The 22106-nt window shown below is 62.4% G+C and carries 1 protein-coding gene (running past one end of the window); it reads right to left on the reverse strand.

Going from position 1 to position 22106, the window contains the following annotated elements; genetic code table 11:
- Positions 1 to 21863: the 5' portion of a syringopeptin non-ribosomal peptide synthetase SypC gene (gene sypC, locus JOE33_RS01030; protein ID WP_209924017.1), read on the reverse strand. It extends 18739 nt beyond the left edge of the window; 21863 of the gene's 40602 nt are visible here — the first part of the coding sequence; it begins with the start codon at positions 21861 to 21863; its stop codon lies beyond the left edge, outside the window.
- Positions 21864 to 22106 lie beyond the last annotated feature (243 nt).

The following is a 22106-nucleotide window of genomic DNA, read 5'->3' on the forward strand; positions in this document are numbered from 1 at the left end:
TGAACCGATTCTGGCAGCCCATCTACGTCCAGCAGTGCTTTCAACGCCGACGGTACGGTGTTGATCAGGCCGATGTCGTGCTCGCCATGTTGCAGTTCCAGCACGTTCTTGACGACTTCGATGCTGCCGCCCGAGGTGAGCGGCGCAAAGCACTCATAGACTGCGAGGTCGAAGTTCAGTGAAGTGGAGAACAGGGTTTTTTCCAGTGCAGAGCCGTCGAAGGCCGTGTGCGCCCAGCTCAGGAAGTTCACGGTATTGCGGTGTTCGATCATCACGCCTTTCGGCAGACCGGTGGAGCCCGAGGTGTAGATCAGGTACGCCAGATGCGCCGAAGTCAGCCCCGCCACTCGCGGATTCTGGACGGATTCGTCCTGCCAGTTGCCCAGGTCAAGATTGATGACTGGCACCGAAACGTCGGCCAGCAAACCCTGGGTAGCGGTTTGAGCCAGAACGGCCGCCGGAGCGCTGTCCTGCAACATATAAGCGATGCGTTCTACCGGATACGCCGGATCCAGCGGCACATACCCGCCGCCTGCCTTGAGAATCGCCAGCAGACCGACGACCATCTCCACGCTGCGTTCTACACAGATACCGACCCGCGAATCCGGCTGCACGCCTTGTTTACGCAGGGCATGGGCCAGGCGGTTGGCCTGCTCGTTAAGCTCGCGATAGGTCAGGCGTTGTTCGCCATGGACGACTGCCACCCCTTCCGGCGTGCGCTCTACCTGCGCTTCGAACATCCCGTGAATGGTCTGTTCGTTGTCGTAATCCAGCGCGGTGTTGTTGAACGCCACCAGCAACTGCTCGCGCTCGGTCGCCGGCAGGATCGCCAAACCTTGCAACGATGTTTCTGGCGTCTGCTCCAGCGCCGTCAACAGGTTTTCCAGTGCCGTGTGCATATAGCCGCATACACGTTGGGCACCGATTGACGAAACCACCAAAGCCGTCAGGCTGAACCCGTCAGCCAGATCATCGACGTTCAAGGTCAGTGGATAGTTGGTGCGTTCTTCGCCGCTGAGGACCGCGATACCCTGCCAGGCCTGCATGGCCTCGTCGGATGCACTGCCGACCCCACTGTGACGATAGTTGAGCAGCGCGCTGAACAGCGGCGCGGGTGCAGCTACACCGCTGCAACGCTGGGCCAACGCCAGCGAAGCATGTTCGTGACCGAGCAAGGCCGTCAGGCGCTTGTGAGTGGCCTTGACCCCGTCGCGTACGCCCTGCTCGCCCACCGACACCCGCAGTGGCAAGGTGTTGATGAACATCCCCAGTGCCCGCTCGGCACCTTCGCCACTCTGCATCCGGCCCATCAGGACGGTGCCGAACACCACGTCCTGCTTGTTTGATACCTTGCCTAACACCTGAGCCCAGGCCAGGTGCACCAGGCTGGCGGCACTCACCCCCTGTTGCCGGGCCTGAGCACGCAGGCGCAGGTTGAGTTGAGGGTCAAGCGCCAGGCTGGCTTCCTCGATGTCGCGACCTTCACCCTGCACATCCAGCAGGCCGAACGGCAGCGTCGGCTCATCGATATCGCCGAGCATGTCGCGGAAAAACGTTTCGTGATCGGCCTGGCTGACACCCAGGCGTGCCTGGGCCACATAGTTGCGATACGGCACGGGCACCGACGCTGCCAGGCTGTCTGCCTCGCCCGCCAGCCAGGCCTGCATTTCATGCTTCACCACTTCCAGCGCCACGTGGTCCAGCGCCATGTGGTGGAACAACAGCAACGCGCAGATGCGCTGGTTGAGCGGGTCTTCGGCATAGGCCACACGCATCAGCGGTGCCTGGCCGACGTTCAGACGGTAATGGCGCGGATCGAAGCGGCTGTGCAGTTGCGCACCGATATCGCCCTCTGCCGGATCAAGCTCAAGCGCGTCAAGGTGCAACCGGGCCTGACGCCAGACCACTTGCACCGGTGAGTCCAGACCGTCCCATACCACGCTGGTGCGCAGAATGTCGTGGCGGTCGATGACCATCTGCAAGGCCTGAACGAAGGCGTTCAGGCGATCGCTGTCAGCGAAGGCGAACTGCGTCTGTAGCACATAGGGGTCACCGACTTCGGCGGCCAGATGGTGATAAAGGATGCCTGCCTGCAACGGCGCCAATGCGTAGATGTCCTGCACATTGGCTACGCCGCCCGGCACAGTTGCTACGACTTGATCGATCTGCGCCTGAGTCAGGTCGGCCAGTGGCAGCAGGTCAGGCGTAATGCGCTGACAGTCCTCGGTGATCAGGTTGGCTGGCACCACGATCTCGGTGCCGCCGCCCACGGCGGCGGCCAGCGCGGCCAGGGTGGGCTGGCTGAACAGCACGCGCACATCGGCACTCAGGCCCAACTGGCGCATACGCCCGGTGAGGCTGACGGCCAGCAGCGAGTGACCGCCGAGTTCGAAGAAGTTGTCGTGACGCCCGACCTGCTCGACGCCCAGCAGGTCTTGCCAGATAACCGCGATCTGCTCTTCGGTTTCGCCTTGCGGTGCTTCGTAGCCACGGCTGATCAGCGCGTCACTGTCCGGTGCTGGCAGCGCCTTGCGATCCAGCTTGCCGTTCGGCGTCAGTGGCATGGCCTCAAGCAGCACATAAATGGCCGGAACCATGTACTCCGGCAACTGTTGCTGCAGGTGACTGCGCAGGGTTTCGATATCGACAGCAGTGTGTTCGGCAGACTGCGTGTAGTAAGCCACAAGGCGTTTGTCACCGGGGATGTCTTCGCGAGCGGTGACCACCGCTTCGTGGACGGCCGGGTGTTTGGCCAACGCGGCCTCGACTTCACCGATTTCGATGCGCAGGCCGCGAATCTTCACCTGGAAGTCATTGCGGCCCAGGTACTCCAGCGCGCCATTGACCAGCCAGCGACCCACGTCGCCGGTTTTGTACAGGCGTGCCTGTGGGTCTTCGGAGAACGGGTCGGCGATGAAACGTTCGGCACTCAGCTCTGGCTGGTTCAGGTAACCCCGTGCCACGCCGATACCGCCAATGTGCAGTTCGCCCGCCACACCCAGCGGTCGCAACTGGCCCAGGGCATCCAGCACGTGCATCTGAATATTGGCAATCGGGCGACCGATGGGCACGCTGTCGCCAGGATCCGTCGGACGACATTCCCACGCAGTCACGTCGATGGCCGCTTCGGTCGGGCCATACAGGTTGTGCAATTCAACACCCTTGAGGTGTTGCTCGAAGCGGCGCTGCAACGCACGAGGCAAGGCCTCGCCGCTGCACAGCACGCGGCGCAGGTGCGGGAAGTCGCGATTCGAACGGTGTTCCAGGAATACATCGAGCATTGAAGGCACGAAGTGCAGCAGGGTAATGCCCGCGTCACTCATTACCTGCGCCAGGTAGTCCGGCTCCTGATGGCCGCCGGGACGTGCCATGACCAGTTCGGCACCGGCCAGCAGCGGCAGGAAAAACTCCCAGACCGACACGTCGAAACCGAAGGGAGTCTTTTGCAGCACGCGATCCTGACTGTTCACTTGATAGGCGTCGCGAGCCCAGAGCAGGCGGTTGACCACGCCCAGGTGTTCGTTCATCACGCCTTTGGGCTGCCCGGTGGAACCCGAGGTGTAGAGCACGTAGGCCAGATGATTCGGCTGCAGACCCAGGGCCCTGGCATCCGGGTTGCTGACCGGCTGTGCGGCAAGCTGGGCGCGGTCGTCACGACTGTCGAGCACCAGCACCGGAATGCCAAGGGCTGGCAGATCTGCCAGCAGATGCTGACTGGTCAGCACCGCATGGGGGGCGCTGTTTTCAAGCATGTAGGCCCGGCGAGCGCTGGGCAGATCCGGGTCGATCGGCACGTAGGCGCCACCGGCCTTGAGGATACCCAACAGCGCCACGACCATTTCCGGGCCGCGACGCAGGCTGACCGCGACACGCGCATCAGGCTCCACGCCCAGCTCGATCAGGCGATGGGCGAGCTGGTTGGCCTGTTGGTTGAGCTTGGCGTAAGTGAGCAACGGTCCGCTGTCGCCACTTACGGCGCAGGCATCCGGACGCTGGGCGGCCTGTTGTTCGATCAGTTGGTGGATCAGAACATCGCGCGGATAAGGATGGGCGGTGTCATTGAAGCCCGCCAGCAACAGCTCGCGCTCATCGTCCGGCAGTATCGCCAGGCTGTTCAGCGCTGCTTGCGGCGTGTGTTCCAGCGCTTCTACCAGGCTGCGCAGTGCAACCTGCATGTACTCGCCGATGCGCGTGGCACTGATTTGCTTGACGGCCTGAATGGTGAGCGTGAAGTCATCGCCCAGGTCATCGACGTTCAGGCACAGCGGATAGTTGGTCCGTTCCTCCATGCTCAGGGTCTGAATGCCCTGCCAGGCCGACAATGTGTCGGTCGAGGCCGCACCGCCGTTGCTGTGGCGGTAGTTGAGCAAGGTACTGAACAGCGGCAGCGAGCTCGGCACGCCGCTGCAGCGCTGGGCCAGCGACAGCGAGGCATGCTCATGCCCCAGCAGGGCCGACAGACGCTGGTGAGTGACCTTGACCGCCGCCAGAGCGCTCTGGCTGCCGACGCTGATGCGCAACGGCAAGGTGTTGATGAACATTCCCAGCGCCCGGTCGGCACCGCTGCCGCCCTGCATGCGGCCCATCAGTACGGTGCCGAACACCACTTCTTCACGGCCCGAGACCCGACCTGCCACCTGAGCCCATGCCAGGTGCGCCAGGCTTGCAGCGCTAACCCCCAACTGCCGCGCAATGCTGCGTATACGGCTGCTCAACTGGCTGTCGAGCACCTGATGCACTTCCTCGATACCGCTGCCATCACCCTGCACGTCCTGTAGGCCGTAAGCGAGGGTCGGTTCATCGATGTCGCCGAGCATGTCGCGGAAAAACGCTTCGTGCTCGGCCTGGCTGATCCCCAGACGCGCCTGTGCCACATGGTTGCGATAAGGCACCGGCGCCGGCAATTGTTCGATCTGCCCCTGCAGGCTGGCCTGCATTTCCTCCACCACTACTTCCAGCGAGGTGTGATCCAGCGCCAGATGGTGGAACAGCAACATGCCGACCAGACGCTGGTGGGTGTTGTCCTCGGCATAGGCGATGCGCATCAGCGGCGCCTGGCCGATGTCCAGGCGATAGTGACGCGGGTCAAAACGCTCGCGCAGTCGTGTCAGCACGTCACCGTCGAGCGGATCGATGGCCACCTCTTCCAGGCTCAGTTTCGCGTTGCGCCAGACCACCTGTACCGGCTGCTCAAGCCCTTCCCAGACCACGCCGGTGCGCAGAATGTCGTGGCGTTCGACCACGCTCTGCAAGGCCGCTGCGAATCCGGCCAGGCACTCGCGATCATCGAACGCGAGGAGCATCTGCAAGACATAGGGGTCACCTTCATCCGTCGCCAGATGGTGATACAGAATGCCTTCCTGCAAGGGGGCCAGGGCGTAGATGTCCTGGATGTTGGCCAGGCCGCCCGGCACGCTGGCGACGACCCGATCAATCGCTGCCTGATCCAGGTCAGCCAGCGGCAGCATTTCAGGGGTAATGCGCTCGCAGCCCGGCACAATCAGGTTATCCGGCACCTGCACGTCGGTGTACCCGCCCACTGCCGCAGCGAGCGCGGCAAGGGTCGGCTGGCTGAACAGCACCCGCACATCGGCCGACAGGTCGATCTGACGCATGCGCTCGATCAGTTTGACGGCCAGCAACGAATGCCCGCCCAGCTCGAAGAAATGATCGTGGCGGCCAACCTGTGGCACTTGCAGCAGAGACTGCCAGATCTGCGCGATGGCGATCTCGACATCGCCCTCGGGCGGCGCGTACTCACGCATTGCCAGTGCCTGCGCATCCGGTGCGGGCAACGCCTTTTGGTCGAGCTTACCGTTGGCGGTCAGCGGGAAACTGTCCATTGCCACAAAAGCACTGGGCACCATGTAGTCGGCCAGAGACAGCAGCAATCGTGCGCGCAAGTCAGCCGCGACGATCTCCTGGCCCGGCGCGGCGATCACATAGGCTACCAGGCGCTTGTCGCCCGGTTGATCCTCGCGGACCAGCACCAGCGCTTCGCGGACCGTGTCGCAAGCGGCCAGCGCAGCCTGGATTTCTCCCAGTTCGATACGGAAACCACGGATCTTGACCTGATCGTCGTTGCGGCCCAGGTAATCGAGACTGCCATCGTCCATCCAGCGACCCAGGTCGCCGGTTCGGTACAGGCGCGCCTGAGGATCCTTGCTGAACGGATTCGCCATGAAACGCTCGGCCGTCAACGCTTCACGATTCAAGTAGCCCCGCGCGACACCGGCGCCGCCGACATACAGCTCGCCGACCACACCCACCGGCACCGGCTCGCGGCGCGCGTCGAGCACATACAACTGCAAATCGGGAATGCGCACACCAATAGGGCTCACGCCCGCACGCTGCGCATCTGCCGCCACCAGGGGGTGATAGGTCACATGCACCGTGGTTTCGGTGATGCCATACATGTTCACCAACTGCGTACCGGCGTTGATCACCCTGGCGTACCACGGCTTGAGGATCCCGGTGTCCAGCGCTTCGCCACCAAAAATCAGCTGGCGCAAGGAGTGCCGCTGATCGCTCTCGCCCTGGGCACTGAGCAACTGGCGGAACGCGCTCGGGGTCTGGTTGAGCACCGTCACTTCGGCGCTGCACAACAGCGCGTAGCAGTCTTGCGGAGAGCGGCTGACCAACTGCGGCACGATCAGCAAACGCCCGCCGTGCAACAGCGCACCCCAGATTTCCCAGACCGAGAAGTCGAACGCGAATGAATGGAACAACGCCCAGACATCCTGCTCATTGAAGCCAAACCAGCTCTGGGTAGCCGAGAACAGCCGGGCCACGTTGCGGTGCTCGACCATTACGCCCTTGGGCAGGCCGGTCGAGCCGGAGGTGTAGATGACATACGCCAGGTGGCGCGAGCTGAGCCCGGTCAGCTGTGGATTGTTACCCGGTTGGGCCTGCAATGCCGGACTGTGCAAATCCACGCGTGGGCCGTCGAACGTGCCCAGCAGCGCCAGCCCCGCAGCATCGGCCAGCACCGCCACCGGGGCGCTGTCCTGCAACTGATAGGCAATACGCTCGGCCGGATAGGCCGGGTCAATCGGTACGTAGCCCGCACCGGACTTGAGCACTCCGAGCAGGCCGACAATCATTTCCAGGCTGCGCTCGACACAGATCGCCACCCGGTCATCCGGCTGCACGCCCAGGCCGATCAGACAATGGGCTACCTGATTGGCGCGGGTGTTCAGCTCGGCGTAGGTCAGTGTGCGGTCTTCATAATGCAGGGCCACGGTATTCGGCTGCGCCACCACCCAGGCTTCGAAGGTACGGTGGATCAGGGCGTCGTCGGCCTGCAGGGCATGCGGGGTGTTCCAGCTTTCCAGCAGCTGCTGGCGCTCGATCGCGGGCAGGATATTCAGCGCTCCCAGCGCAGCGTCCGGGGTCTGTTCCAGTGCTTGCACCAGGTTTTCCAGCACACAGTGCATGTAGGTACACACACGTTTGGCACCGATCTGCCCTTCGGCCATGATGGTCAGGGCGAAACCTTCGCCCAGATCATCCACGCACAGGGTCAGCGGGTAGTTGGTGCGTTCTTCGCCGTGCAGCGCCTGAATGCCTTCCCACGCGACCAGCGCCTGGTCGCTTGCACCGACATCACCGGTGTGGCGGAAGTTGAGCAGCGAGCTGAACAGTGGCGTCGAAGCGGGTACACCACTGCAACGTTGGGCCAGTACCAGCGAGGCATGTTCATGGGCCAGCAGGCCGCTGAGTCGTGCGTGGGTGGCTTTCAGGCCGCTGCGTACGCCCTGCTCGCCCAGCGTGACCCGCAGCGGCAAGGTGTTGATGAACATTCCCAGCGCCCGGTCAGACCCGGCACCACCCTGCAGGCGGCCGAGCAACACGGTGCCGAACACCACGTCATCCTTGCCTGACACTGCGCCCAGAACACGGGCCCAGGCCAGGTGATACAGGCTGGCGGAGCTGACCCCCAGCTGGCGAGCCTGTACGCGCAGGCGGCGACTCAGGTCCATGTCGACCAGCTGGCGCACTTCCTCGATACCGCTTCCGTCGCCCTGCACGTCCTGCAGGCCGAACGGCAGCGTCGGTTCATCGATGTCACCGAGCATGTCGCGGAAAAACGTCTCGTGCTCTTCACGGCTGACGCCGAGCATGGCTTGCGCCACGTAGTTGCGATAAGGCACGGACGGCGGCAGCGAGGCTTGCTGACCCAGCATATAGGCCTCGATTTCGCTGCTCAGAATACGCAGCGAGGTGGCATCGTCCACCAGGTGATGGAACAGCAGCATGCCCAGCCAGCGGTTGTTCACTTCGTCCTGTGCATAGCCGATACGCAGCATCGGCGCCTGACGGATGTCCAGGCGCGTGTGACGAGGGTCCAGGCGCTTGATCAGTTGTTCGGTGATATCGCCATCGGCCGGGTCCAGCAGCTGCTCATCCAGGCCCAGGGTCGCTTCACGCCAGACCACCTGGACGGGGGCGTCGAGACGCTCCCAAAGCACGGCGGTGCGCAGGATATCGTGCCGGGCGATCACGCCTTGCAGGGCCTGGGCAAAACTGTGCAGACGCTCGAGGCTGTCAAAGGCAAACAGGGCGTACTGCAGATAGGGGTCACCCTCGGCTGCGGCAAGGTGGTGATACAAAATCCCCTCCTGCAACGGCGCCAGGGCATAGATGTCCTGCACGTTGGCCAGACCGCCGGGCACATTTTCTACCACTCGGTCGATATCATCCTGGCTGAGCGACACCAGCGGCAGCATGTCCGGGGTGATGCGCTCACAGCCGGCGGGAATAAGGTTGGCGGGTACTTCCACTGCACCCTTGCCGCCCACCGCTGCCGCCAGTGCAGACAGGGTCGGCTGGCTGAACAGCACACGCACGTCGGCAACCAGATCGATCTGGCGCATGCGCTCGATCAGTTTCACGGCCAGCAGCGAGTGGCCGCCCAGTTCGAAGAAGTGGTCATGGCGACCGACCTGCTCCAGTTGCAGCAGGTCTTGCCAGATCCGCGCAATGGCCATCTCGGTGTCGCCTTCGGGCGCTTCATAGCCGCGACTGGCCACCGCCGAGCTGTCGGGTGCTGGCAACGCCTTGCGGTCGAGCTTGCCGTTGGCCGTCAACGGGAAACTTTCCAGGCTGACAAAGGCACTTGGCAGCATGTACTCGGCCAGCGACAGGCGCAGTTGCTCGCGCAATCGGCTAGCGTCCAGTTCGACGCCCGCTGTACCGATGACATAGGCCACCAGACGCTTGTCGCCCGGTTCGTCCTCGCGGACCAGCATCAGTGCATCCTGTACACCCTCACACGCGGCGAGTTGCGCTTCGATCTCGCCCAACTCGATGCGGAAGCCGCGAATCTTGACCTGTTCGTCGTTGCGGCCCAGGTACTCCAGGCTGCCATCAGCCAGCCAGCGTCCCAGGTCACCAGTGCGGTACAGGCGCGCACCCGGCGCCGTACTGAACGGGTTATCGATGAAACGCTCGGCCGTCAGTGCTTCTCGGTTCAGGTAGCCACGTGTCACACCGGCACCGCCCACATACAGCTCGCCGACCACCCCCACCGGCACCGGTTCGCCGCGGGCATCGAGGACATACAACTGCAAGTCAGGAATGCGCCTGCCTATCGGACTGGCGCCAAGACGCTGGGCATCTTCGGGCTGCAACGGGTAATAGGTCACATGCACGGTGGTTTCGGTAATGCCGTACATGTTTACCAGTTGTGTACCGGCATTCACGTTGCGGGCGTACCACGGCTTGAGCATCGCCGTTTCCAGCGCTTCACCACCGAAAATCACCTGGCGCAACGAATGTGCCTGCCCGTTCTCGCCTTGTGCAGCAATCAGTTGGCGGAACGCACTCGGCGTCTGGTTGAGCACCGTCACTCCGGCACTGCATACCAGGTTGTAGACGTCTTCGGGCGAACGGCTGACCAGTTGCGGGACGATCAACAGACGGCCGCCGTGCAGCAATGCGCCCCAGATTTCCCAGACCGAGAAGTCGAAGGCGAACGAATGGAACAGTGCCCAGACATCCTGTTCGCCAAACGCGAACCAGTCTGCGGTGGCCGAAAACAGCCGCGCCACGTTGCGATGCTCAACCATCACGCCTTTGGGCAGACCGGTTGAGCCGGAGGTGTAGATGACGTAGGCCAGACTCGCAGCCGTCAGACCCGGTACCTCGGGGTTGCAGACGGATTCGTCCTGCAAGTCGGGATCGTCGAGACTGATGACGGGTAATTCCGTCACCGGCAAGGCTTGCTGCACTGACTGCTGGCTCAACAAGGCCACCGGTGCGCTGTCGCCGAGGGTGTAGGCCAGGCGCTCAAGGGGGTACGCCGGGTCCAGCGGCACGTAACCGGCGCCGGATTTGAGAATACCCAGCAGGCCGATAATCATTGCCGGGCCACGTTCGACGCAGATCGCCACCCGATCATCCGGGCGAACGCCATGGGCCAGCAGGCGGTGGGCGACCTGGTTGGCGCGGGCGTTGAGTTCGCCGTAGCTCAGGGATTGCGCTTCGAACATCAACGCGACGGCGTCTGGTCGTTCCGCTGCACGGGCTTCGAATTGCAGATGGATCGGTATTTCGTCTGTATCGGTCCTGGCGGGCAGGTTCCAGTGTTCGAGCAACTGCGCACGCTCGCTGGGCGGCAGTATCGAAATGGTGTGCAGCGGGGTTTGCGGTGCCTGTTCCAGCGCATCCACCAGCCCCTCTACGGCCAGTTGCAAATAGTCACACACACGCTGTGCGCCGATGCTCGCCGTTACCAGCGAGGTGAATAGAAAACCTTCACTCGTATCGTCGACGTTGACCGTCAATGGGTAGTTGGTGCGTTCTTCATCGGCCAGCCCCAGCGACTGTATGCCACTCCACGCGGTCAGTGCCTCGTCGGTCACGGCAACGTTGCTGTGGCGATAATTGAGCAAGGCGCTGAACAGCGGGGTCGGTGCAACCACGCCACTGCAGCGCTGGGCCAGTGCAAGCGAGGCGTGTTCATGCCCGAGTAACCCGGTCAAGCGCCGGTGCGTGGCCTTGACCCCGTCACGCACGCCCTGCTCGCCCAGGTCTACCCGTAGCGGCAAGGTATTGATGAACATGCCAAGGGCTCGTTCGGCACCCTGACCGCTCTGCATCCGGCCCATCAGAATGGTGCCGAACACCACCTGTTCACGCCCGCTGAGGTGGCCCAGCATTTGCGCGAACGCCAGGTGGATCAGGCTTGCCGCACTGACCCCGAGTTGCCGCGCCTGAACTCTCAGGCGTTGGTTCAAAGCGCCGTCCAGCTGCAGACGGGCATGATCGAGAGCGCTGCCATCGCCTTGCACATCGTGCAGGCCGAACGGCAGCGTCGGCTCGTCGATGTCGCCGAGCATGTCCTGGAAGAACTGCTCGTGGTCCTGCTCGTTCAGGCCTAGTCGGGCCTGAGCGACATAATTGCGGTAGGGAATGGAGTCACCAAGTTGCCCGGCCTGACCGAGCAGGCAGGCCTGCATTTCATGCTGCACCTGATCCAGGGCGGTGTGGTCAAGGATCATGTGGTGGAACATCAAGGTTGCCAGCCAGCGTTCGTTGCCGCTGTCCAGGGCGCATACCAGGCGCATCAAGGGTGCCTGACGGATGTCCAGACGTACCTGGCTCGGGTCGAGGTGATCCTGCAACTGACGGGTTATCTCACCGAGGCCAGAGTCGAACTCAACCTCTTCGACGCTGAGCTCGACCTGGCGCCAGACCACCTGCAACGGCTCATCGAGGCTTTCCCAGTGCATGGACGTGCGCAGAATGTCATGGCGGTTGATGACCATTTGCAGCGCTTTGGCGAAGGTGTCCACGTGTGCCCGGCTGTCAAAGGCAAACTGCGCCTGCAGCACATAGGGGTCGCCCCGTTCGGCGCTGATGTGGTGATAGAGAATGCCTTCCTGCAACGGCGCCAACGGATAGATGTCCTGCACGTTCGCTGCGCCGCCGGGCACGCAGGCCACCACCTGGTCGATCTGCTCCTGACTGAGGTCGATCAACGGCAGCATTTCCGGAGTGATTCTCTGGCAATCCGCAGGAATGCCATTGGCCGGAATAACCAGATCGTCGACCGCGCCTGCCGCTGCGGCCAGTGCCGCCAGGGTCGGTTGACTGAACAGCGTACGCACGTTGGCACTCAGACCAGCCTGGCGCATGCGTTCGATCAGGCTCACCGCCAGCAACGAATGCCCGCCCAGTTCAAAGAAATGGTCGTGGCGACCGACACGCTCGAGCTTGAGCAAGTCGGCCCAAATCTTCGCCAGAGCGATTTCCACTGCGCCTTGTGGCTCCTCGTAGCCGCCACGGATCAGTGCATCGCCGTCCGGTGCCGGCAGGGCCTTGCGGTCGAGTTTGCCGTTCGGGGTCAGCGGCATTGCGTCGAGACGCACGTAGGCCACAGGGATCATGTAGGCCGGCAGTTGCTCCTGCAGCCAGTCGCGCAGGCTATCTATGTGCGGCTCAGTGTGCGCTGCCTGGATGGTGTAATAAGCCACCAGACGCTTGTCGCCCGGAATGTCCTCGCGCGCGGTGACTACCGCTTCATGGACCGCCGGGTGTTTGGCCAGGCGTGCATCGATCTCGCCCAGTTCGATACGGAAACCACGGATCTTCACCTGATCGTCGTTACGGCCCAGGTATTCGATATTGCCGTCTGGCAGATAGCGACCCAGGTCGCCAGTGCGGTACATACGTGCCGCAGGCTGCTGGCTGAACGGGTCTTTGAGGAAGCGCTCGGCGGTCAGGTCGTCACGGTTCAGGTAGCCACGGGCCACACCGGCGCCGCCGATGTAGATCTCGCCCACAACGCCCAGTGGAACGGGCTGTTGCTGTTCATTCAACAGGTAAAACTGTGTGTTGCCGACCGGTTTGCCGATGTGCGCAGCGAAGCCTTCTTCGCGATCCATCGCCACCCAGCTCGAATAGGTGGTGGTTTCCGAAGGGCCATAGAGGTTGCACAGGCGCTGCACGCTGGTTTTTTCGAAAAGGCTCTCCACCAGGCTGCGTTTCAGCGCTTCACCGGCCACGTTCACAGTGTGCACCGATGCCGGCAGGCCGTTAGCTTCCAGCAGCGCTTTCAGCGCCGACGGTACGGTGTTGATCAGGCCGATGTCGTGCTCGCCGTGTTGCAGCTCCAGCACGTTCTTGACGACTTCGATGCTGCCGCCCGACGTCAGCGGCGCAAAGCATTCGTAGACCGCGAGGTCGAAGTTCAGCGAGGTGGCGAACAGCGTCTTTTCCAGTGCAGAAGCGTCGAATGCACTGTGTGCCCAGCTCAGGAAGTTCACGGTGTTGCGGTGTTCGATCATCACGCCTTTCGGCAGGCCGGTGGAACCCGAGGTGTAGATCAGGTACGCCAGATGCGCCGAAGTCAGCTCCGCCACCTGCGGATTCCGGACGGATTCGTCCTGCCAATCGCTGAGGTCCAGATTGATCACAGGCACCGAAACGTCGGCCAGCAAACCCTGGGTAGCGGTTTGAGCCAGCACGGCCGCCGGCGCGCTGTCCTGCAACATATAAGCGATGCGTTCTACCGGATACGCCGGATCCAGCGGCACATACCCGCCGCCCGCCTTGAGGATAGCCAGCAGACCGACGACCATCTCGGCACTGCGCTCGACACAGATCCCGACGCGGGAATCCGGCTGCACGCCCTGCTTGCGCAAGGCATGGGCCAAGCGGTTGGCCTGCTCGTTAAGCTCGCGATAGGTCAGGCGCTGTTCGCCGTGAACCACCGCTACCGCATCCGGAGTGCGCTCGACCTGTGCTTCGAACAAGCCATGAATGGTCTGTTCGGGCGGGTAATCCAGCGCGGTGTCGTTGAACGCCACCAGCAACTGCTCACGCTCGGCAACAGGCAGGATCGGCAGGCTGTCGAGGGCCGAAGACGGTGACTGTTCCAGCGCATCCACCAGATGCTCCAGCACGGTCTGCATGTAACCGCAGACCCGTTTGGCACCCACGGCGCTGCTGACCAGTACGTTCAGGTTGAAGCCTTCACCGGAGTCATCGACGTTCAAGGTCAATGGATAGTTGGTGCGTTCTTCGCTGTTCAGCGTATGAATACCCTGCCAGGCCTGGGTAGCCCGCTCGGATACGCTGCCAGGCGTACCGTGGCGATAATTGAGCAGCGAACTGAACAGTGGCGTCGGTGCGGTAATGCCGCTGCAACGCTGAGCCAGCGCCAGCGAGGCATGCTCATGACCCAGCAAAGCGGTCAGGCGTTCATGAGTGGCCTTGACCCCGTCACGCACACTCTTGCCGCCCACCGAAACCCGCAGCGGCAAGGTGTTGATGAACATCCCCAATGCCCGCTCGGCGCCTTCGCCGGCCTGCATCCGGCCCATCAGCACGGTGCCGAACACCACGTCCTGCCGGTTTGAAACCTCGCTCAACACCTGAGCCCAGGCCAGGTGCACCAGACTGGCAGCGCTCACGCCCTGTTGTCGGGCCTGAGCGCGCAGTCTCAGGTTCAACCGAGGGGCCAGCGCAAGGTTGGCTTCCTCGATATCAAGGCCATCGCCCTGCACATTCATCAGACCGAACGGCAGCGTCGGTTCGTCCACGTCACCGAGCATGTCGCGGAAAAACGCTTCGTGCTCGGCCCGGCTGACGCCCAGGCGTGCCTGGGCCACATAATTGCGATACGGCACGGGTGCCGACAGGGTTTGCGCTTCGCCCAACAACCAGGCCTGCATTTCATGCTGCACCACGGCCATCGCCATGTTATCGAGGACCATGTGATGGAATAACAACATCGCGCAGATCCGCTCGCTCAGCGGGTCCTCGGCATAGGCCAGGCGCATCAGCGGTGCCTGAGTGACATCAAGACGATGATGACGCGGGTCGAAGCGACTGTGCAGTTGCGCGCCGATATCGCCGGCTGCCGTGTCGATGTGCAGCCTCTCTAGAGGCAACTGCGCGTGGCGCCAGACGACCTGCACAGGTGAGTCCAGACCTTTCCAGAGCATAGCGGTGCGCAGAATGTCGTGACGCTCGATGACTGCCTGCAAAGCCTGAACGAAGGCGTCCAGACTTGCGCGGTCATCGAAAGCGAAATGGGCCTGCAGTACGTAGGGATCGCCCTGCTCCGCAGCGATATGGTGATAGAGGATGCCTTCCTGCAAGGGGGCCAGCGGGTAGATGTCCTGCACATTCGCCACGCCGCCCGGTACGCTGGCGACCACTTGATCGATCTGTGCCTGGGTCAGGTCGGCCAGTGGCAGCAATTCAGGCGTGATGCGTTGGCAATCCTCGGTGATCAGATTGGCTGGCACCACGATGTCCGTGCTACCGCCGACTGCAGCAGCCAGTGCGGCCAGGGTCGGCTGACTGAACAGTACGCGTATATCGGTGCTCAGGCCCAACTGGCGCATACGCCCGATCAGACTCACCGCCAGCAGCGAATGGCCGCCGAGTTCGAAGAAGTTGTCGTGTCGACCGATCCGGGCAACGCCCAGCAGGTCTTGCCAGACAGCTGCAATCTGCGTTTCGATTTCGCCTTGTGGGGCTTCGTATTCGCGGTTAATCAGTGCATCACTGTCTGGTGCCGGCAGGGCCTTGCGGTCGAGTTTGCCGTTCGGTGTCAGCGGCATAGCCTCAAGCCGTACATAAATGGCCGGCACCATGTACTCAGGCAGTTTTTCCTGCAAATGCCTGCGCAGGCTGTCGATGTCGACCACGGCTTGCCCGACCGCCAGGGTGTAATAAGCCACCAGACGCTTGTCGCCCGGCACATCTTCGCGCGCGGTGACCACCGCTTCATGGACCGCCGGGTGTTTGGCAAGACGCGCATCGATCTCGCCGAGTTCGATACGGAAGCCACGGATCTTCACCTGATCATCGTTACGACCGAGGTATTCGATATTGCCATCCGGCAGGTAGCGGCCAAGGTCGCCGGTCCGGTACATGCGCGCCGCTGGGTTTTGGCTGAACGGGTCTTTGAGGAAGCGCTCGGCGGTCAGATCGTCGCGGTTCAGGTAACCACGGGCCACGCCGGCACCGCCAATGTAGATCTCACCGTCTACACCCAGTGGCACAGGCTGCTGTTGCTCGTCCAGCAAGTAAAACTGTGTATTGCCGACCGGCTTGCCGATGTGCGCTGCGAAGCCGTCTTCGCGATCCATGGCCACCCAGCTTGAGTAGGTGGTGGTTTCCGAAGGGCCGTAGAGGTTGCACAGGCGCTGCACACCAGTCTTCTCGAACAGCGACTCGACCAGGCTGCGCTTGAGCGCTTCACCGGCCACGTTCACGGTGTGAACCGATGCCGGCAGACCGTCAACGTCCAGCAGTGCCTTAAGTGCCGACGGTACGGTATTGATCAGGCCGATATCGTGCTCGCCGTGTTGCAGCTCCAGCACGTTCTTGACGACTTCGATACTGCCGCCCGAGGTGAGCGGCGCAAAGCATTCATAGACTGCGAGGTCGAAGTTGAGTGAGGTGGAGAACAGCGTTTTTTCCAGAGCAGAAGCATCGAAAGCACTGTGTGCCCAGCTCAGGAAGTTCACGGTGTTGCGGTGCTCGATCATCACGCCCTTTGGCAGACCGGTCGAGCCCGAGGTGTAGATCAGGTATGCCAGGTGCGCGGAAGTCAGCCCCTGCACCTGCGGATTCTGGACGGATTCGTCCTGCCAGTTGCCCAGGTCAAGATTGATGACTGGCACCGAAACGTCGGCCAATAATGCTTCAGTCGCCGACTGGGCCAGCACCGCTGCCGGAGCGCTGTCCTGCAGCATGTAGGCAATACGTTCTACCGGATACGCCGGATCCAGTGGTACATAACCGCCGCCCGCCTTGAGGATCGCCAGCAAGCCGACGACCATCTCCGCACCGCGCTCAACGCAGATCCCGACGCGGGAATCCGGCTGCACACCCTGTTTACGCAGGGCATGGGCCAGGCGGTTGGCCTGTTCGTTAAGCTCGCCATAGGTCAGGCGCTGTTCGCCGTGAACCACCGCTACCGCATCCGGAGTGCGCTCGACCTGTGCTTCGAACATCCCGTGGATGGTCTGCTGCTGCGGGTAATCCAGCGCGGTGTCGTTGAACGCCACCAGCAACTGCTCACGTTCGACCGCTGGCAGAATCGACAGACTTTGCAGCGACGCTTGTGGCATTAACTCAAGAGCATCCACCAGCTGTTCCAGTGCCGTGTGCATGTAGCCACACACGCGCTGCGCACCGACCGTGGTCGCCGCCAGTGCGGTCAGTTTGAAGCCGTCACCCACGTCATCGACGTTCAAGGTCAACGGATAGTTGGTGCGTTCTTCACTGTTCAGGGCTTGCATACCCTGCCAGGCCTGGGCAGTTCGTTCTGCAGCGCTGCCAACCGCACTGTGGCGGTAATTGAGCAGTGCGCTGAACAGTGGCGTCGGTGCGGCTACACCGCTGCAACGCTGGGCCAACGCCAGTGAGGCATGTTCATGAGCGAGCAACGCGGTAAGTTGCGCGTGTGTTGCCTTGACCCCGGCGCGTACCCCTTGCCCGCCTACGGCGACCCGCAGCGGCAAGGTGTTGATGAACATTCCCAGCGCCCTGTCAGCGCCCTCGCCGGCCTGCATACGGCCCAGCAGTACGGTGCCGAACACCACATCGCGACGATCGGAAACCTTGCCCAGCACCTGAGCCCAGGCCAGATGCACCAGACTCGCTGCACTCACGCCCTGTTGTCGGGCCTGAGCACGCAGGCGCAGGTTCAACTGGCTGTCCACTGCAAGCGCGGCTTCTTCGATATTACGGCCATCGCCCTGCACATCCTGCAGGCCGAAAGGCAGCGTCGGTTCGTCGATATCGCCGAGCATGTCGCGGAAAAACACTTCATGATCGGCCTGGCTGACACCCAGGCGTGCCTGAGCCACGTAATTGCGGTACGGCACAGGTGCCGACAAGGCTTCGGCCTCGCCCAGCAGCCAGGCCTGCATTTCATGCTTCACCACTTCCAGCGCCATATGGTCCAGGGCCATGTGATGGAACAGCAGCATCGCAGTGATTCGCTGGTTGCGCGGGTCCTCGGCATGGACCAGACGCATCAGCGGTGCCTGGCTCATATCGAGGCGATAGTGCCGCGGGTCGAAGCGGCGATGCAGTTGCGCGCCGATCTCACCGTCCGCCGGGTCAAGTTCAAGCCCCTCAAGGTGCAATTTCGCTTGACGCCAGACCACCTGCACGGGGGAGTCCAGACCGTCCCAGACCACACCGGTACGCAGAATATCGTGACGATCGATGACCATCTGCAAGGCCTGAACGAAGGCGTCCAGGCGCTCGAGGTTGTCAAAGGCGAACTGAGTCTGCAGGACATAGGGGTCGCCCTGCTCGGCTGCCATATGGTGATAGAGAATGCCTTCCTGCAACGGTGCCAGCGCGTAGATATCCTGCACATTGGCCACGCCGCCGGGTACGGTGGCGACCACTTGGTCGATCTGCACCTGGGTCAGATTCGCCAGTGGCAACAGTTCCGGGGTGATGCGCTCGCAGCCTTTACCTATCAGGTTGGACGGTACCTTGATGTCATGGCCTGCGCCGACAGCCGCGGCCAGTGCGGCCAGCGTAGGCTGGCTGAACAGCACGCGTACATCGGCGCTCAGACCCGCCTGACGCATGCGTTCGATCAGGCTGACGGCCAGCAGCGAATGCCCGCCGAGCTCAAAGAAGTGATCGTGACGGCCGACGCGTTCAACGTTGAGCAATTCGCACCATAAGCGCGCCAGGGTGACTTCCACTTCACCCTCGGGTGCCTCGAATTCACGGCTGGCGTAGGCGTCGGCGTCCGGTACTGGCAGGGCTCGGCGATCAAGCTTGCCGTTGGCGGTCAGCGGGAACGCATCCAGCACGACAAAAGCGCTCGGCACCATGTATTCGGCCAGCGAAGCTGCCAGTTCACGGCGCAGTCCGACCGCGGTCAAGGCGCTGCTGCCATCGCCGACGACATACGCCACCAGACGTTTTTGCCCAGACTCGTCCTGGCGGGCCAGCACCACGGCCTCTCTGACGCCGGGGCATTCAACCAGACGCGCTTCGATTTCACCCAGTTCGATACGGAAGCCACGGATTTTCACCTGGTCGTCGTTTCGGCCCAGGTACTCGATGACCCCGTCCGCGTTCCAGCGGCCAAGGTCACCGGTGCGGTACAACAGGGCTCCAGCGTCGTCGCTGAAAGGGTTGGCGACAAACTGCGTAGCGTTCAGCTCCGGGCGGTTCAGGTAACCCTTGGCCACGCCCTGCCCGCCGATGTAAAGCTCACCGACCACGCCCACCGCCACCGGTTGGCGCAGGGCGTCGAGCACATAAATCTGGCTGTTGCCAATCGGGCGGCCGACAGGAATACCGCCGTTGCCGACCGAGGTGATCTCATGGGTGGTGGAAAAGGTCGTCGCTTCGGTCGGGCCGTAGCCGTTGAGCAAGTGTCGCGGGGCGCCCTCTTTCAAGACCCGGCCGATCACCGCCGGGTCTAGCACATCACCACCAACGATCAGGTAGCGCAATCTGGCGAAAGCCTCCATCAGGCCGTCGGCGTATTGATGGAACAGGCCCGCAGTCATCCACAGCACGCTGACCGACTGGGACAGCAGCAGCGCGCGGAACTCATCCAGAGACAGCAACACCGACTGCGCCACCACGACCACGCAGCCGCCATTGAGCAGTGGCGCCCATACATCCAGGGTGCTGGCGTCGAAAGCCGGGTTTGAGGCGAACGCTACACGATCCTGCGCATTGAAATCAGCGTAACCGTTGTTGAGCACCAGGCGGCTGACAGCACGGTGCGGCACCAATACGCCTTTGGGCATACCGGTGGAGCCGGACGTATACATGATGTAGGCCGCCGACTCGGCGGACGCTGACGGTACCGGGTTCGGCGTATCGCCTGGCAGTTGCAGCAGGTCGAGGTCAATCCGCTGGATGCCTTCAGGGAGGTCATGGCGGGCCAGCGTCAAGACCTGCCGCGCCCCGCAGTCGTGCAGCATGAATGCCTGACGCTCGGCGGGGGCGTTGATGTCCAGCGGCACATAGGCCGCCCCGCATTTGACAATCGCCAACTGACCGACCAGCAGGTCAAGGGAGCGCTCCAGCAGCAACGCCACCCGCTCCCCCGGTTGCACGCCGAGGTCGGTCAAGTGACGGGCCAGCGCGTTGGCGCGACTGTTGAGTTCACGGTAGGTCAGTTGCTGGTCATCTTGTACAGCAGCCAGTGCATCGGGCTGCGCTGCCACTCGTTGCTCGAACAGCTCTTGCAGGCTGCTGTTGCGTGGGTAGTCGCGTGCCGTGTCATTGAAATCGTGCAGCACTTGCTGGCGTTCGGTTGACGAGAGGATGTTCAAACGCTGCAACGGGGTTTGCGGCTGCTGCTCCAGCGCCTCTACCAGCGCGCCGAGCGCCATCAACATATAGTGGCCGATGCGCTGTGCGCCGATCTGTGCCACGGCTTGAATTGTCAGGTTGAAGCCCTGGCCCAAGTCGTCGATCGACAGCGTGATCGGGTAAGTGCTGCGCATCTCGCTGCCCATGCTCTGCAAGCCTTGCCAGGCCTGGAGCGTCTCTGACGAGGCCACCGGTTCGCTGGCACTGTGGCGATAATTGAGCAGCGAATTGAACAACGGTGCCGGTGCGGATACGCCACTGCAACGCTGGGCCTGGGCCAGGGATGCGTGTTCGTGACCGAGCAAGGCGGTCAGCCGTGCGTGGGTAGTCCTGACCCCTTCGCGCACCGCATGCCCTTCCAGCTTGACCCGCAACGGCAACGTGTTGATGAACATACCCAACGCTCGATCGGCGCCGTCGCCGCCCTGCATCCGGCCCATCAGCACCGTACCGAAAACCACGTCCGACTTGCCTGACAGCGCACCCACCACCCGCGCCCATGCGAGGTGATGCAGGCTCGCGGCACTGACCCCCAGCTGTCGGGCCAGGGTCCGCAGGCGCGCGCTCACCGCGTCATCGACTTGCAGGCGCACATCTTCGATCAATGAGTCGCTGCCCGGCGTTCCGACCACGCCGAACGGCAGTGTTGGCTCATCGATATCGGCCAGCATTTCGCGAAAAAAACCTTCATGAGCATCAGCCCCGACACCCAGTCGGGCATGTGCCACGTAATTGCGATACGGCACTGTCTCAGGCAAGGTATGGCCTTCACCGAGCAGGAAGGCCTGCATCTCGTGTTTCACCAGGTCCATCGCCGCGTGGTCAATGGCAATGTGGTGGTACAGCAGGATAGCGACCCAGCGTGCATTGGCGGTATCTTCAACGCAGACCATGCGCATCAGCGGCGCTTTACGCAGGTCCAGACGGAAATGCCGGGTATCAAAATGCTCGCGCAACCGGGTTTCGATGTCACCGTCGGCGGCGTCCAGTGTCAGCTCATCCACTGCCAGCGTCGCCTCACGCAACACCACTTGCACCGGTTCGTCGAGACCTTCCCAGACCATCGCCGTGCGCAGGATGTCATGGCGTTCGATGACCGCCTGCAGTGCCTCGGCGAAGTCATCGAGACGTTCGCGACTCTCGGCCCCGAACAGCGCCTGCAATACATAGGGATCACCCTGCCCGGCCGTCAGGTGATGGTAGAGAATCCCTTCCTGCAACGGCGCCAGCGGGTAGATGTCCTGCACATTACCAGCCCCTCCCGGTACTGCGTCGACGATCCTGTCAATCGCCTCCTGACTCAGATTGGCCAGCGGCAGCATGTCCGTGGTAATGCGAAACGCCGGACTGAGCCAGTCACCGCCCATTCGAGCTACCAGCGTCAGCAGTTCTGCCTTGTGCACGCTCAGGCTTGCGAGCGTGGCACTGTCCAGCCCCTCGTCGTCTCCGAGAATCACCAGATCATCTTCTTCCTGTTGAAGACGGATCGGATGCGTGGAAAGAACTGCCATCAATTCGCTGAAGTGCATCGAATAACCTGCTGTTTATCATTTCGGAGAGGGTTGACGACTCCGGAACCCGGTGTCGCAAACAGTGTTTCGCACGATAAAAACGGAGGGGCTTCGAAACTCGAAGACAGAACGGGATCCGGGCGCAGGTACGATGGGAGCCGCCGCCATAAAGGGCTGCAGTCCTCTGACACATACACACGAAACGTCCCATTTGCCGTGCATCCCACACGTCGCAAAAATTAGAGCATCCATGGGCGACTG

Source organism: Pseudomonas sp. PvP027 (genome assembly GCF_017833005.1).
Taxonomy (GTDB): domain Bacteria; phylum Pseudomonadota; class Gammaproteobacteria; order Pseudomonadales; family Pseudomonadaceae; genus Aquipseudomonas; species Aquipseudomonas congelans.